General features: G+C 66.9%; 14 protein-coding genes. 6 read left to right on the forward strand and 8 right to left on the reverse strand.

What is annotated here, in order from left to right; translation table 11 throughout:
• The first annotated feature begins 64 nt into the window (after positions 1–64).
• The 6 genes from AC0QDI_RS12655 to AC0QDI_RS12680 are packed head-to-tail and all read left to right on the forward strand — an operon-like array spanning position 65 to position 9,023.
• Positions 65–1,438: a diaminobutyrate--2-oxoglutarate transaminase gene (locus tag AC0QDI_RS12655; protein WP_474668646.1), complete on the forward strand. Its 1,374-nt coding sequence runs from the start codon at positions 65–67 to the stop codon at positions 1,436–1,438.
• A complete protein-coding gene (locus tag AC0QDI_RS12660; protein ID WP_474668648.1) occupies positions 1,435–3,036 on the forward strand; it encodes a pyridoxal phosphate-dependent decarboxylase family protein in 1,602 nt (533 codons plus the stop codon). Before AC0QDI_RS12655 ends, AC0QDI_RS12660 begins: the two co-directional genes overlap by 4 nt.
• Entirely contained in the window at positions 3,033–4,964 is a 1,932-nt protein-coding gene (locus AC0QDI_RS12665; protein WP_474668650.1) for an IucA/IucC family protein, read from the forward strand. Before AC0QDI_RS12660 ends, AC0QDI_RS12665 begins: the two co-directional genes overlap by 4 nt.
• Positions 4,961–5,626 carry a GNAT family N-acetyltransferase gene (locus AC0QDI_RS12670; protein WP_474668652.1) on the forward strand — a complete coding sequence of 222 codons (666 nt, stop codon included), beginning with the start codon at positions 4,961–4,963 and terminating at the stop codon, positions 5,624–5,626. The genes AC0QDI_RS12665 and AC0QDI_RS12670 overlap by 4 nt, the downstream gene beginning before the upstream one ends.
• The gene (locus AC0QDI_RS12675; protein WP_474668654.1) at positions 5,619–7,169 is read left to right on the forward strand and encodes a lysine N(6)-hydroxylase/L-ornithine N(5)-oxygenase family protein; all 1,551 of its coding nucleotides are present in this window, start codon (positions 5,619–5,621) and stop codon (positions 7,167–7,169) included. Before AC0QDI_RS12670 ends, AC0QDI_RS12675 begins: the two co-directional genes overlap by 8 nt.
• A gap of 3 nt (positions 7,170–7,172) precedes the next feature.
• Complete coding sequence (locus AC0QDI_RS12680; RefSeq protein ID WP_474668656.1) at positions 7,173–9,023, forward strand: IucA/IucC family protein; 1,851 nt, start codon at positions 7,173–7,175, stop codon at positions 9,021–9,023.
• A 94-nt stretch (positions 9,024–9,117) separates the two neighbouring features.
• On the opposite strand, the gene sufU is transcribed toward AC0QDI_RS12680, so the two are convergent.
• From sufU to AC0QDI_RS12720, 8 genes are all read right to left on the reverse strand, one after another.
• Positions 9,118–9,540, reverse strand: coding sequence for a Fe-S cluster assembly sulfur transfer protein SufU (gene sufU / locus AC0QDI_RS12685; RefSeq protein ID WP_226039966.1), 423 nt, complete (start codon positions 9,538–9,540; stop codon positions 9,118–9,120).
• A gap of 135 nt (positions 9,541–9,675) precedes the next feature.
• On the reverse strand, positions 9,676–10,308 hold the full coding sequence (locus AC0QDI_RS12690) for an HD domain-containing protein (RefSeq protein ID WP_474668658.1): 633 nt from the start codon (positions 10,306–10,308) through the stop codon (positions 9,676–9,678).
• 83 nt (positions 10,309–10,391) lie between these two features.
• Complete coding sequence (locus AC0QDI_RS12695) at positions 10,392–10,844, reverse strand: response regulator (protein WP_474668660.1); 453 nt, start codon at positions 10,842–10,844, stop codon at positions 10,392–10,394.
• 106 nt (positions 10,845–10,950) lie between these two features.
• Positions 10,951–12,198: an aminotransferase class V-fold PLP-dependent enzyme gene (locus tag AC0QDI_RS12700; RefSeq protein WP_474668662.1), complete on the reverse strand. Its 1,248-nt coding sequence runs from the start codon at positions 12,196–12,198 to the stop codon at positions 10,951–10,953.
• 382 nt (positions 12,199–12,580) lie between these two features.
• Positions 12,581–13,450, reverse strand: coding sequence for a sensor domain-containing protein (locus tag AC0QDI_RS12705; protein WP_474668664.1), 870 nt, complete (start codon positions 13,448–13,450; stop codon positions 12,581–12,583).
• Positions 13,451–13,461: 11 nt separating this feature from the next.
• On the reverse strand, positions 13,462–13,821 hold the full coding sequence (locus AC0QDI_RS12710; protein ID WP_474668666.1) for a DUF7521 family protein: 360 nt from the start codon (positions 13,819–13,821) through the stop codon (positions 13,462–13,464).
• A 147-nt stretch (positions 13,822–13,968) separates the two neighbouring features.
• Positions 13,969–14,286 carry a DUF7521 family protein gene (locus tag AC0QDI_RS12715; RefSeq protein WP_474668668.1) on the reverse strand — a complete coding sequence of 106 codons (318 nt, stop codon included), beginning with the start codon at positions 14,284–14,286 and terminating at the stop codon, positions 13,969–13,971.
• A 5-nt stretch (positions 14,287–14,291) separates the two neighbouring features.
• Positions 14,292–14,633 carry an ArsR/SmtB family transcription factor gene (locus tag AC0QDI_RS12720; protein WP_474668670.1) on the reverse strand — a complete coding sequence of 114 codons (342 nt, stop codon included), beginning with the start codon at positions 14,631–14,633 and terminating at the stop codon, positions 14,292–14,294.
• Positions 14,634–14,699: the final 66 nt, after the last annotated feature.

A 14,699-nucleotide genomic window follows, 5' to 3' on the forward strand; every position in this document is an offset into this window, starting at 1 on the left:
TGCCGAAGGAACAATTACCATTGGATTCGATCGATGATCGGTCGTCGGAGAGAGGTGTACGGTCGTGACCGACGACGATTCGTCGGCCCGGCGACTCCTCGCACAGCAGGCGCGTCGCGAGTCAAATGCGCGAACCTATCCTCGCTCGCTGCCGCTCGCGATCGAACGCGCACGGGGGGCGATCCTCGAGGACGTCGACGGCAACGAGTACGTGGACTGTTTGGCGGGGGCGGGAACGCTCGCGCTCGGGCACAACCATCCGGCCGTCGTCGAGCGGATGGAAGAACTGCTCGAGCGCGACCGGCCGATTCACACGCTGGATCTGACGACGCCGGTCAAGGAACGGTTCGTCGATCGCTTGCTCGAGAGCCTCCCCGACGAGTTCGCCGAGACCGCGAACGTACAGTTTTGTAGTCCCGCCGGCACGGACGCCGTCGAGGCCGCGCTGAAGCTCGTCAAGACGGCCACGGGCAACCGATCGATGCTGGCGTTCCAGGGGGCCTACCACGGGATGACCCGAGGCGCCCTCGAGCTGATGGGCGACACGGCGCCGCGGGAAGCGGTCGCGGGGACTGAGTCCGACGTCCACCATCTCCCCTACCCCCACGCCTACCGCTGTCCGTTCGGACTCGGCGGCGAGGACTGCTGGCGGACGAGCGCCGAGTACGTCGAACGGACCCTCTCCGATCCAGCCAACGGGATCGTCGACCCCGCGGGGATGATCCTCGAGCCGGTACAGGGTGAGGGCGGCGCGGTGCCGGCACCCGACGAGTGGCTCCGCGAGATGCGACGAGTCACCCGCGAACGGGACATTCCGCTGATCGTCGACGAGATCCAGACCGGGCTCGGCCGTACCGGCGAACTGTACGCGTTCGAGCGCGCCGATATCGTCCCGGACGTGCTGACGCTCTCGAAGGCCGTCGGCGGCGGGCTCCCCCTGTCGGTCGTCGTCTACGACGAGTCGCTGGACGTCTGGGAGCCCGGCGCGCACGCCGGCACGTTCCGCGGGAATCAGCTGGCGATGGCCGCCGGGACCGCGACGATCGAACACGTCCTCGAACACGACCTCGCGGACCGCGCGGCGGCGATGGGCGATCGACTGCGGAGCCGGCTCGAGGAGACGGCGGCGACGTTCGATGCGGTCGGCGACGTCCGCGGCCGCGGCCTGCTGCTCGGGATGGAACTCGTCGATCCCGAGGGCGAGCCCGACTCGCTCGGGCACCACCCCGCGGACGGCGACCTCGCCTCGGCCGTTCAGTCGGCGGCGTTCGATCGCGGGCTCGTCGTCGAGACCGGCGGCCGCCACGGGAGCGTCGTCCGGTTCCTCCCGCCGCTGACGATTTCCGCGTCGCGGATCGACGACGTCGGCGAAATCGTTCACGAGAGCGTTCGGTCGGTCGTCGCGGGCGATCGAAAACGGGCGGAGGCGCCGGCATGACGGGCAACGAACTGGCCGGTCAGTACCGTTCTGAAATCAACGGGTCAACACCGCCCGAGGAGCCGACGCCGCCGGACGCCTCGAGCGCCTTCCTCGGCGATCCGGACGGAAACGCCGCCTACACGGACGCGATCGATCGGGCGCGCGAGTGTCTCCTCGAGTCGTTCGCGACGGCCAACGGTCCCTATGCGGGGACCGATCACGAGACGCTCCGCGAGCGGATGGACGACCTGCCCGTCTTCCCCGACGAGGGCGAGTCGCTCGAGGCGGTCCTCGAGACGGTTGCCGACGAGGTGCTCGCCGATTCGGTTCGCGTCCACGATCCGGGTTGTGTCGCCCACCTTCACTGTCCGCCGGCGATCCCGGCGCTGGCCGCGGAGTTACTGGTGTCGGGGACGAACCAGTCGATGGACTCGTTCGATCAGGCTCCCGCGGCGTCCGTCCTCGAAGAGCGCGTGGTCGACGCTTGCTGTGACTTGTTCGACTATCCGACCGGCGCGGACGGCGTCTTCACGGGCGGCGGCACGGAGTCGAACGTCCTCGGCCTGTTGCTGGCTCGCGACTGGTACTGCGAGACGCGATTCGACCGAGACGTGCAGACTGCGGGACTGCCACCCGAGGCGACGGATCTCCGCCTGCTCTGTTCGGACGCCGCCCATTTCACGGCCAAGCAGGCCGCTCACCACCTCGGGCTCGGCGAGGACGCGGTCGTCACGGTCCGGAGCGACGGGAACCATCGGATCGACCTCGAGGCGCTGGATTCGACCCTCGAGCGCCTCGAGGCCGAGGGCCGCCACCCGTTCGCGATCGTCGGCACCGCCGGCACGACGGACTTCGGGAGCATCGACCCGCTCGAGGCCCTGGCGGATCGCGCCACCGAGCGCGACCTATGGTTCCACGCGGACGCCGCCTACGGCGGGGCGTGTGCGATCAGCGACCGCCTCCGCCCGAAACTTGCGGGGATCGATCGCGCCGACTCGATCGCCGTCGACTTCCACAAGCTGTTCTACCAGCCGATCGGCTGCGGGGCCTTCCTGTTGCGCGACGGCGACCGCTATCGGTTTCTCGAGCGCAACGCGTCCTATCTCAACCCCGAACGGGACGACGCGGCGGGGGTCCCGAACCTCGTCTCGAAGTCCACGCGAACGACCCGCCGGTTCGACGCGCTGAAGCCGTTCGTGACGTTCAACGCGTTGGGCCGGACCGGCGTGGCCGACTGCGTCGAGTACGTCTGCGAGCTGGCCGACGCGGTCGCCGCCGAGATCCGGGCCGAACCGGCGCTGGAACTGTGCTGCGAGCCCGAACTGAGCGCGGTCGTCTTCCGGTATCGGCCGGACCGCCTCGAGCGATCGAACCGACCGACCGAGCGGGTCGACTCCGACGCGTCGGCCGGCGTCGATCGCGTCAATCGTGCGATCCGCGACGAGTTACTGGCCGACGGCGAGGTCGTCCTCGCTCGGACGGAAGTCGACGGCACCGCCGCGCTGAAGGTCACCCTTCTGAATCCTCGAACGACGCTTTCGGACCTCCGGGAGGCCCTCGAGGCGGTTATCGACCGCGGCGAGGCCCTCGAACGCGAACCTGGTGATTCCGCATGACTCCACAACCCACGACACCGACGGCGACGACCGACGAGCGTCGCGTCGATCCGACGCGGATCGCACGCGATGCGACGGTGCACAGCTTCCTGAACTGCTACTGCCACGAGACCGGTGCCGGCGAGTTCGTCGCGACCGCGGACGCGCCCGTCCCCGGCGACCGCGCTCCGGCGACCGGGCTCGTGTTCTCCTGCTCGCTGCCGAATCAGGGGATCGACCTGTTCGCTCCCGTGGACTACCGCTCCCCGACCGGTCGCCACCTGTTCGACCTGCCAGCGTACTTTCGGGCCGGAAGCGACGACGATCCGGTCGAACTGGACTACACCACGCTCGCGACGCTCCTCACGAAGGAACTCGAGATCGAGCGCGGCGCGGACGGGAACCGCGACGACCTCCTCGAGCGGGTCGTCCGCTCGTGCCGAAACGTCGAGCGGTACGTCGATGCCCGCGCGGACGACGAAGAAACGTTGTACGGTCCGGAGTTCACCTTCCGCGAAGCCGAACAATCGCTCGTCTTCGGTCACCTCCGACATCCGACGCCGAAGAGCCGACGGGGGATGGAGCGCGACGCCGAGCGCTACGCGCCCGAACTCGAGGGCTCGTTCCGGCTCCACTACGTCCGTGCCGATCCGGACATCGTCGAGAGCGAGTCCGCTCGCGAGGATTCCGCCGAGGAGTGGGTTCGCGAGGCGCTGCGCGACGATCCGACCGTCGACGAGTCGGCCCTCGAGGGCCACCTCGCGAACGGCGACGAAGACGACGTCCTCCTGCCGGTTCACCCGTGGCAGGCCGATCGGCTGCTCGAGCGCCCCGACGTACAGGCTCTCGTCTCGGCGGGGAAACTCGAGTCGCTCGGCCCGCTGGGCCGCGAGTTCCACCCGACGACGTCCGTTCGGACGCTGTACGCGCCCGAGTCGCCGTTCATGGTCAAGGGATCGCTCGCCGTCGAGATCACCAACTCGCTGCGGACGAACAAGCGCCCCGAACTCGAGCGCGGGGTCGCGATTTCGGACCTGTTGGCGACCGAACTCGGCGACGACCTGCGCGAGCGATTCCCCGCGTTCGACGTGATCCGGGATCCGGCTTACCTGACGATCGACCCGGACGCGCTGGGCGTCGAGGGCGACGAGTCCGGCTTCGAGGTCGTCCTCCGGGAGAACCCGTTCCGGGGCGCGGACGCCCGGCGGACGACGCCCGTCGCGGCGCTCTGTCAGGACGCGATCGGCGACGGGACCTCCCGTCTGGGCCGCATCGTCGGCTCGATCGCCGAGCGCGAGGGCCGCGACGCCGCCGCCGTCAGCGAGGAGTGGTTCCGCCGCTATCTCGCGGTCTCGGTCCGGCCGCTCCTGTGGCTCTACCTCGAGCGGGGGATCGGGCTCGAGGCCCACCAGCAAAACAGCGTGCTCGCACTGGACGAGGCGGGCTACCCCGACGAGTTCCGCTATCGGGACAACCAGGGCTACTACTTCCCCGAGAACGCGTACGACCGAATCGAGGCCGTCCTCCCCGGCGTCGGCGAACGGGCCGGCAGCGTCTGTCCCGACGCGGTCGCCGACGAACGGATCCGCTACTACGTCGTGCTCAACAACGCTCTCGGCGTGATCAACGCCTTCGGAACCGCGGGGCTGGTCGACGAGGATCGGCTGCTCGCCGTCCTCCGCGACGAACTCGAGTCACTCCGGGAGTTCGACCGTCCCGGCACGGCGATCTTAGAGCCGCTCCTCGAGTCGGCGACCGTCCCCTGCAAGGCGAATCTTCTGACTCGGTTCCGCGGGCTGGACGAACTCGAGGCTCCCTCGATCGACGAGCAGTCGGTCTACGCCGACGTGCGGAATCCGCTCGTCGACGCGCCGGAGTCGGTCGATCGAGTCGATTCGGTCGGTTCGGCCGACCCGTCCGAGACGGTGGAGTCGGAGGTGAACCGATGACGGCGTGGGAGCCGTCCCGTGGCCCACACGCCACGGTCGTTTCGGACTACGACTTCGAGTACTACGACGAGACGATCGATCGCCACATCGGCTTCCGGCCGGTCTCGCTCGAGCGCGACCTCGGCCGCCTGCACACGTGGCTCGGCTCGGATCACGTCAAGCCCTACTGGGATCTCGACCAGCCGATGCCGGAGTTTCGGGAGACGCTTCGGGAGAAACTCGCGGACGATCACCAGACGCTGTATATCGGCTGTCTGGATCACGTCCCGATGAGCTACTGGGAACGCTACTGGGTCGCCGAGGACGACCTGGCGGCGTACTACGACGCCGACCCGGCCGATCAGGGAATCCATCTCCTGATCGGACCCGAGGAGTACCTCGCCGAAGGCTATGCGGTGCCGTTGTTTCGAGCGATGATGGCACTCCAGTTCAGCCACCCGGAAACCGATCGGGTCGTCGGCGAACCCGACGCCCGTAACGACGCGGTCCTCGCAGTGACCGAGCGGTGCGGTCTGGAGCCTCGCCGCGAGTTCGCGTTCGAAGAGGAGGGGAAAACGGCACAGCTCGCCATCTGTGAGCGCGACCGGTTCGAACGCGAGATCTGGCCGCCGACTGCCGACGAAACGGCCGCGCTCTCGGCCGAGGTGAACGACGATGACTGAGGACAACATCGGCACCGATCTCGATAGCGGTGACGGCGGTGGCGGCACCGACGGCGTCGACGACACTGCCGTCCTCGATGGCGACGACGCCGATTCCATCATCGACCGCGGCTCGTACGACGTGCTCGGCGTCGGCCTCGGCCCGTTCAACCTCGGGCTCGCGGCGCTGCTCGACGGGGCCGACCCCGACCTCGAGTGCGATGCCGTCTTCCTCGAGCGCGAGCCCGAGTTCGCCTGGCACGAGGGGATGCTGATCGAGGGCGTCACGCTCGAGGTGCCGTTCCTCGCCGATCTGGTGACGATGGCCGACCCCACCAATCCCTACAGCTTCCTCAACTACGTCCGCGAGCGCGACCGCATCTACGAGTTCTACTTCTACGAGACGTTCCAGCTCCCCCGCCGCGAGTACGACGAGTACCTGCGCTGGGTCGCCGAGACCGTCCCGACGACGCAGTTCGGACGGGAAGTGACGAGCGTCGAGTACGTCGAGGCGGACGCGGGCGGTGGGCGTGACGAGTCCGACGAGACGGGCACCGACGGAACGGACGCCGGGAGGTTCGTCGTCGAAGCTATCGACCCCGAGACGGGCCAGCGCTACCGCTATCGCGCCGACGACCTCGTCATGGGCGTCGGCTCCCGGCCCGCGCTGCCGGAGTTCGCCCGCGACCGCGCCGACGGGGAGGAGCCGTTGTTCCACACCGCCGACTACCTCGAGCGCCGCGACGACGCCCTCGCGGCCGACGCGATCACCGTCGTCGGCTCCGGACAGAGCGCCGCCGAGGTCGTGTTGGACCTGCTCGAGCGCCAGTCCGTCCACGACTACCGACTCGACTGGCTCACCCGCTCGGACGGCTTCTTCCCGATGGAGTACTCGAAGCTCGGCCTCCAGCACTTCACGCCCGAGTACGCGCGGTACTTCTACGACCTGCCGCAGTCGCGCAAGGACGACCTGCTGGCCGAGCAGGATCTGCTCTACAAGGGGATCGACCCCGAGACCAGCGAGCGGATCTACGATACCCTCTACGAGCGCTCCATCGGCGACCGCGAGCCCGACTTCGGCATGCTCGCGACGACCGCGGTCCGCGACCTCGAGCGCCTCGAGGGGAGTTACTGGCTCGAGTGCGAGCAGCGCCAGCAGGAAACGGCGTTCGCGCTCGAGACGGACGCCGTGATCTTCGGGACGGGGTATCAGCGGCCGACGCCGACGTTCCTCGAACCGATCGCCGATCGGATCGCGTTCGACGACCGGGGCCGGTTCCGCGTGAGCGAGGACTACCGCCTCGAAGGGGAGTTCGGGAGTCCGGACGACGACGGCGGCCGCGCGTTCGTCCAGAACGCCGAGGTGCACACCCACGGCGTCGGCGCGCCGGACCTCGGCCTGGGCTGTTACCGGAACACGGTGATCATCGACCGACTCGTCGGCCGCGAGGTGTACCCCATCGATCGCGACACCGTCTTCCAGCATTTCGACGTCGAATCGTTCGCCGACCACGCGCCGGTTCGGACCGGTGCGGCGCAATCGCCGTCACTCACCACGGAGTAATTCATGCAAAACGCACGACACACGACGGAGACGGAGTACGGACTCGACGGAATCGACGCGCTAGACGACGTGCTGACCGAAGACCGCTGGAACGACGCGGGGCAGGAGTTGCTCGCGAAGATCCTGCAGGAGTTCACCTACGAGGACGTCATCGAACCCGAACCGGTCGACGACGACCGATCCGGTGACGGATCGAACGGCGAGTGGACAACCTACGAGATCGATCTCGAGGGGACTCGCTACCGCTTCGACGCCGTCGAGCGGTTCTGGGATAGCCTCAGCGTTCGCGTCGAGTCGATCGAACGCGACGCGGGCGACGGGTTCGGGCCCGCCGACGACCCCTTGCAGTTCGTCGTCGACCTCGAGCAGGCGGTCGAGATGGACTCGATCACGGCCGGCCACCTCGTCCGCGAGTACACGAACACGCTGCTCGCGGACGCCCACATCGACTCGGCCGACGCCGACCGGTCCGTGCTCGACATGTCATACGGCGAAATCGAAGGCGAGATGACCGGCCACCCGTGGCTCACGTTCAACAAGGGCCGGGTCGGCTGGGGGTACGACGACTACCGGGACTACGCGCCCGAGCGCGCCGAGCCGATCCGGCTCTCGTGGTGTGCCGTCTCCCGGGCGGCGGCCGAGTTCGTCAGCGTCGAGGACCTCGAGCACGAGGCGCTGCTCGAGTCGGAGCTCGGGAGTCACGCCGAGGAGTTCCGCGCGGAACTCGAGGAGCGCGGGCTCGACCCCGACGACTATCTCTTCGTGCCGGTCCACGACTGGCAGTGGGAGAACGCGATCGTCCCCATGTTCGGCAAACAGCTCGCGACGGACGAGATCGTGCCGCTGGGGGCGGGGCCGGACGAGTACCTGCCCATGCAGTCGGTCCGGACGTTCGTCAACGCCGACGAGCCCGCCAAACGCAACGTGAAGCTCCCGATGATGATCACCAACACGCTCGTCTGGCGCGGCCTCCCCGGCGAGCGCACCGAGGCCGCACCGCTCGTCACGGAGTACGTGAAGGACGTTCGCGACTCGGACCCGTTCCTGCGCGACGACTGCGAGGTCGTCCTGCCCGGCGAAATCGCCGGCGTGAACTTCGATCACCCGACGTTTGACGCGCTCGAGGGCCCGGCCTACCAGTACAACGAACTGCTGGGCTGCGTCTGGCGCGAGAGCGTCACGGACCTCATCGACGACGGCGAGCGGGCGATGACCCTCTCCGCACTGTTGCACGTCGAAGACGGCGAGCCAGTGATCTCGAAGCTGGTCGAGCGCTCCGACCTCGCGCTCTCCGAGTGGCTCGACGAGCTGTTCGCCGCGATGCTCCCGCCGCTGCTACACTACCTCTACCGGTACGGAACCGCGTTCTCGCCACACGGGGAGAACACGATCCTCGTCCTCGAGGACGACCGGCCGTCCCGGCTCGCCGTCAAGGACTTCGTCGACGACGTCAACGTCGCCGAGGCGCCGCTCGAGGAGCTGCAGGGACTGCCCGACGACCTCGATGACGTGTTGCTGTCCGTGCCGCCCGAAGAGCTGCGACTGTTCGTCGTCTACGGCCTGTTCGTCGGCGTCTATCGCTACCTCGCGGACCTGCTGGTCCGCCACCACGACTACTCGGAGGACCGCTTCTGGGGACAGGTTCGGACTGCGATCGAGGACTATCAGGCGCGCTTCCCCGACCTCGAGGAGCGGTTCGAGCTGTTCGACCTGCTCGAGCCGACGGTCCCGAAGCTGACGCTGAACCGCAACCGGATACTCGATATCGGCTACGGCGACCTCCCGGAGCGACCGCACGCGGTCGAGCACGGAACCGTGCCGAACCCGCTCTCCGAGGTCGAACCCGAGCGGTAACGGCGACGCTCGAGGGATTCATCGACGAGCGGTAGCAGAGAACGCGGCTCCTGCGTTTCGGGGTTCGTCGGAGGTGAAGCGGCCTCGGTCGTCCTCAGTCGTCCTCGGTCGTCGTCTTGTCGACGTCGAGTTCGCCCTGATAGATCTCCGCGCCGTCCTGTGCGACCTTCTCGGCGAGAACGGCGCACTTGACTCGCATCGGAGAGATGTCGACGCCGAGCATGTCGATCACGTCGTCGCGATCCATCTCGTGTAGTTCCTCGAGGCTCTTGCCGGCGAGTTCGCCCGAGAGCATGCTGGCGGAAGCCTGACTGATCGCACAGCCGTCGCCGGAGAAGGCGACCCGCTCGATCGTCTCGTCGTCGTCCGCGAGCGTGACGTCCATCCGGATCTCGTCGCCGCACATCGGGTTCTCGCCGACGTGGGTGAACGTCGGATCCTCGAGTTTCCCGTAGTTGCGGGGGTTCTTGTAGTGGTCGAGGATCTGCTGTCGGTACATATCGGAGCCCAGTCCCATCGTTGGATACGGATAGGCCAGTGAGTTGTAAAAGGGTTCCGGGGGCGAAACGGCCGCTCCGGTCCGGTTTCAACGGGTTCTGTGCTATCGTCGGGCACTCCCACGCATCGAGCCGGCGCTCGGATTCCGTACTCGTCACGCGTCGCCCGCCACCTCGCCGTCGAAGCGCTCGAGGAACTCCCGAACGAACGCCGCGCGGTCGACGGCGAGGTCGCGACCCGCGTCGGTGTACATCCGCTCCGGCAGGTCGAGAATCTTCGCGAAGAAGTGGTTGTACTGGGTCGCGCCGGCCTCGGTGTCGTCCTCGGCGGCGGGCCGGGCGGGATCGTGGATCGGCGACCCCGTCTCGCCGCCGTGAGCGAACGTCCGAGCGATGCCGACCGCGCCGAGTGCGTCGAGGTCGTCCGCGTCGGAGACGAGTTTCGCCTCGAGCGTCGCGGGCTCGATGTCGTTCGAATACCGGTGTGCGCGGATAGAGTGTTGAACGCGCTCGATCGTGTCCGCCTTCGCGCCGAGTTCGCGCAGAATTTTCCCGGCTTCCCGCGCGCCCCACGCCGCGTGATCGTCGACCTCGCCGCGGTCCTCCCGAGCCCGACCGATGTCGTGGAGGACGACGGCGAGTCGGACCACGCGCTCGTCGACCGGTTTCGGCTGCCGTTCGACGAGCGTCTCGGCGAGCGCCTCGACCCGCTGGACGTGGTGCCAGTCGTGGGCCGGCGGCGCGTCCGCGAAGTACGGCCGCGCACGGTCCCGAACTGCATCGAGCATTGTCACTCTCGTTTCGACGGTGGAGTAATAAGCGCCGTCCTCGAGCGATTACGTGCGCAGTCGAGACGGATTCGAGAGCGCGGTCACTGCGACTGCTTCTCGACGATCGCGAACCAGAAGTCCTCGATCGATTGCACGAACTCGACGAAGTCCTCGGGTTCGATCGGTTTCTGGATGTAGGTGTCCGCCTCGAGCCCGTGGGACTGGACGATTCGCTCTCCGGCGTCCGAACTCGTGAGGACGACGACCGAGATATCGTCCAGTTCCGGTTCGTTTTTCAGTTCCGAGAGAACGTCGATTCCGCTCTTGCCGGGTAACTGCGGCTCGAGCAGGACGATATCCGGCTGCGGTTCGCTCGAGTACTCGTTGCGCTGGTGGACGAAATCGAGCGCTGACTGGCCGTCACCGACGGTGTGAACTGTGTTCAGGAGCTTCGCGTCTCTGAAATTTTCTTCGAAGAGACGACTATCGCCGGGGTTCGGCTCGACTAATAGAATATCGATCGGTTCGTTCAACTCCTCGCCTTCCGTGGCCATCTATACCACGTTTCGTGTGCGCCGGTAAAACACCGTGGATCTCCGCATTGAACAGTCTCTTCCGTTGGCCACTGTCGCAGCGTCGGCCCCGGCAGTCAGTATCCGCTCACGCGAACAGCCGACGCGCATCATCGATCGCAGCGACTAGCTCGTCGACCTCTTCTCTCGTGTTGTAGACGTAGAACGAGGCGCGAGCGGACGCTGCGACCCCCAGCTTGTCGTGGAGCGGCTGGGTACAGTGGTCGCCGGCGCGGATCGCGACCGCGTGGTCGTTCATGATCGAGGCCAGGTCGTGAGCGTGGACGCTCTCGAGGTTGAAGCCGACGAGGCCGCCGCGTTCGGGGCCGGGTTCGGGGCCGTAGATCTCCACGTCCGGCTCCGCCGCGAGTTGCTCGTAGGCGTAGCGCGCCAGCTCCTCCTCGTGGGCCTCGATTCGCTCCATCCCGAGCTCCTCGAGCCAGTCGATCGCGGCGACGAGGCCGACGGCCTCGGCGATCGGCGGCGTGCCGGGTTCGAACTTCCAGGGGAGGTCGTCCCAGGTGGAGTCCTCGAAGGTGACCTTGCGGATCATGCCGCCGCCGTAGAGGTAGGGCTCCATCGACTCGAGCAGCTCTTTTTTGCCGTAGAGGACGCCGATACCGGTGGGCCCGGCCATCTTGTGGCCGGAGAAGGCGTAGAAGTCGGCGTCGATTGCCTCGACGTCGACGGGGCGGTTGGGGACGGCCTGCGCGCCGTCGATGAAGGCCAGCGCGTCGTGGTCGTGGGCGATATCCACCAGCTCGGAGACGGGGTTGACGGTGCCGAGCGTGTTCGAGACGTGGACCGCCGAGAGCATCGCGGTGTCGTCCGTAACGAGTTCGCGGGCGTGATCCATATCGAGGGTGCCGTCGTCCGTAATTCGGATGTACTTGACGTCGGCGCCGGTGCGCTTGCCGATCTGTTGCCACGTGACCAGCGAAGCGTGGTGTTCCATCTCCGTCAGCACGATCTCGTCTTCGGGACCGAGTTCGTTCAGGCCCCACGAGTAGGCGACCAGGTTCTCGGCTTCGGTCGTGTGCTTCGTGAAAATCACTTCCTCGCGGCCGCCGCTCGCGCCGACGAACTCGGCGACGCGGTCGTGGGCTTCCTCGTAGAGGATGGAAGCCTCCTGGCTCAGGTGGTGGATCCCGCGGTGGACGTTGGCGTTGGACTCGCGGTAGTAGTCGCTCATCGCGTCGACGACCGGATCGGGCGTCTGGGTCGTCGCCGCGTTGTCGAGATAGACGACCTGCTGGTCGTCGAACTCCCGCTGGAGGATCGGGAACTCCTCCCGGATCGCCTCGACGTCGAGCGACTCGAGGTTCTGTTGACTCATTGGTGACTAGGACGGACCGCACACAAAACACTCCTTCGGTCCGACCGTGGCCGATCTTTCCGGGATCGCTGCGAACCGGCCCGTATTGCCTGTTCGGGCCTGACCGAGCGCCGGCTCGGGTCCGAAATTCGGTGGTAACGTGCCGATCTGACGGGACAGGCGGAAAGAGGGGTGGGGTCGGGAAGGGGGGTCGGGAAGGGGGGTCGGGAAGGGGGAGATGGGGTGGAGACGAGGTTGGGGAGTGAACGGCAGGGGGGGGAGAGTGGTGGGGTGCCCTGGTGGGTGCCCCTGCCGCAATAATTGCTTCGAGCGCTTCCCGGAAACCGGTATCCCCAAACTGTGTTGGTATCGACGAGGAGCTGAGAGCGATGCGGTCAGCGCGTCAATCGCGTCGGCGACTACTGTCCCGTCCCGGCGGTTCGCTGAAGATCGACGGCTGTGTGTTCCGTAAGATGAGTTCCGTGTATCGCACGAAGAGCCACGCGACGGCGTTGAACAGGTGCAAGACGACGAGTCCGACGAGGACGCCGACCGCCGAAACGGCCAGCGCCGCCGCCAGCGAGTCGACGTACAGCGAGAGCAATTCGCCGTCGGCGATCGAGAGCGTGATCGGGGAGATGTCGACGGTCCAGCCATCGTGCTGGTACGTGAACTCCGGAACGAACTCGATCGGATCGCCGATGTGGATACCGACCGTCTCGTTCCGGTAATGAAGCGGTGCGGCGACCAGCGCGTACGTGAACGTGATTCCGAGGACGAGGAGGACGAACGAAACGGTCCCGAGCACGAACTTGCTGAACAGGTAGCCGACCCCTTTCCACGTCCCGCGATCGAAGGCGAGCCGTCGCGCCCGCTCGCGGACGGTTGCGGCGGGTTCGGACGTCGGAATCTCCGCGTCGAGCAACCGACCGGCGAGGAGTCGCTCGAGCGCGCTCAACTCGATCGAGGCGAACAGGGCGCAGAGCGCGCTCGGGAGCCCGATACACGCCATGACGAGAACCAACGGGATCACGACGATCGGGAGCGCACCCGGTTCAGTTCTGGCGATATCGACCAGCGCGAACGGGAGGCCGACCGGTATCGCGAAGCCGGTAACGAGGACCGTGAAGTAGCCGATACCGAGGGGAAACGCGAGGAAGAGATACGCGACGTTGGCGTAGGTTTGCCGCCGAGTGGCGACGCCGAAGAACCAGCGACACCAGGTTCGAATGCGCTCGAGTGCGGTTCCAGCCGTGGATCGTGGGGAAGGCATGGGTGTAGCTCTCATTTCGAATCGGGTCTCTTGAACGAGCGAACGATCGCGAGCAGTCCGAGCAGGTGACAGACGGTGACGACGAGCAACACCGCCGCGTCCGTCGCGTCGGTCGTCCAGTCGATCAGGTGTGCGAGCACGAACGGGACGGCGGTGAGGAAGGCGACCCCGACGGCCAGGAACAGCATCGGTTGGCTGTCGTTGCGGGCGTAACCCCGATACGCCGTCCACGTGACGACCGAGCCGAGCGCGGCGCTCGCCATTCCGACGAAGAAAATCGTCGTCGCCTCGTCGAGGCCCAGCGCCGTCGTCTCGAGGAGGAGCGTGACGACGCGGTCGGCCTCGAGGTGCGCACCGCTGCTCGCGCTCATCGATCCCACCTCGGGCGGTCGGCGTACGCGGCGTCGAACGGAACGGGTCTCATCTGTGTCGTCGTTGTCGGAGTCGGCATAATCGGTACTCTCGCACCCGGCGTGATCGGTGTACTCGACGCGTTCGATTCGATCGGTGCGATCGTGTCACGGTCGACCGTAGACGGTGTAGAGGATCGCGGCGAGTCCGGCGATTTCGCTCGCGGTCGCGAGGACGGTCGTCGTCAGCGACGACGCGCCGAGCAGCGTCGGGAGGAGGAATCGGACGACCGTCGGTACCGCTGCCAGCAGCGCGATGCCGAGCGCGAGCCAGAGCAACGGCGATCGGCGGGCGTCCCGGTAGCCGTCGTAGGACCGCTTTGCGATCCAGCAGGCGATCACGAACGCGACCGCCTGTCCGACGAGGACGGCGATCGCGATCGTGGTTCCGCCACCCGTACCGGTCTGGAGTGAGGTCCCGAGCATCGCGATCACAGATCTTCGAAGAGCCGGGTGAACCGGTCGGCGGGATCTTCGTCGAGGCGGTACACGTCCAGCTCCATGGAGCCCTCGGCGATCTCGATCGCGACGCGCTCGAGTCGCGTGCTGTAGGTCTTGTAGTGGTGTCCATCGGGATCGAACTCCTGATATTCGTCGAGGTAGCCCGCCGCTGTGAGCCGGTCGATCCGCCGGTAGACCGTCGGCGGCGACGCGTCACAGCGCTCGGTGAGGCGTTCGACGGACATCGGTTCCTCGCTGGCCGCGATGAGGATGCGGCGCGCGTACTCGTCATCGAGCAACGCGAGCAGTTCTCGCTCCTCATCGTCGGTCATTCGATCGTTCGTACGAACGGATGATATAAAAGATCCCACAGTTTCTGACCGTGAAATCGTGATTGT

Source organism: Natrinema sp. LJW11 (assembly GCF_056135975.1).

Bases quoted from the DNA above. Each gene is read 5' to 3' on its own strand.
- AC0QDI_RS12680 (WP_474668656.1), top strand. From the start codon at position 7,173: ATGCAAAACGCACGACACACGACGGAGACGGAGTACGGACTCGACGGA.
- AC0QDI_RS12710 (WP_474668666.1), bottom strand. From the start codon at position 13,821: ATGAGCGCGAGCAGCGGTGCGCACCTCGAGGCCGACCGCGTCGTCACG.
- AC0QDI_RS12695 (WP_474668660.1), bottom strand. From the start codon at position 10,844: ATGGCCACGGAAGGCGAGGAGTTGAACGAACCGATCGATATTCTATTA.
- AC0QDI_RS12720 (WP_474668670.1), bottom strand. From the start codon at position 14,633: ATGACCGACGATGAGGAGCGAGAACTGCTCGCGTTGCTCGATGACGAG.
- AC0QDI_RS12675 (WP_474668654.1), top strand. From the start codon at position 5,619: ATGACTGAGGACAACATCGGCACCGATCTCGATAGCGGTGACGGCGGT.
- AC0QDI_RS12670 (WP_474668652.1), top strand. From the start codon at position 4,961: ATGACGGCGTGGGAGCCGTCCCGTGGCCCACACGCCACGGTCGTTTCG.
- AC0QDI_RS12665 (WP_474668650.1), top strand. From the start codon at position 3,033: ATGACTCCACAACCCACGACACCGACGGCGACGACCGACGAGCGTCGC.
- AC0QDI_RS12690 (WP_474668658.1), bottom strand. From the start codon at position 10,308: ATGCTCGATGCAGTTCGGGACCGTGCGCGGCCGTACTTCGCGGACGCG.
- AC0QDI_RS12705 (WP_474668664.1), bottom strand. From the start codon at position 13,450: ATGCCTTCCCCACGATCCACGGCTGGAACCGCACTCGAGCGCATTCGA.
- AC0QDI_RS12715 (WP_474668668.1), bottom strand. From the start codon at position 14,286: ATGCTCGGGACCTCACTCCAGACCGGTACGGGTGGCGGAACCACGATC.
- AC0QDI_RS12660 (WP_474668648.1), top strand. From the start codon at position 1,435: ATGACGGGCAACGAACTGGCCGGTCAGTACCGTTCTGAAATCAACGGG.
- sufU (WP_226039966.1), bottom strand. From the start codon at position 9,540: ATGGGACTGGGCTCCGATATGTACCGACAGCAGATCCTCGACCACTAC.
- AC0QDI_RS12700 (WP_474668662.1), bottom strand. From the start codon at position 12,198: ATGAGTCAACAGAACCTCGAGTCGCTCGACGTCGAGGCGATCCGGGAG.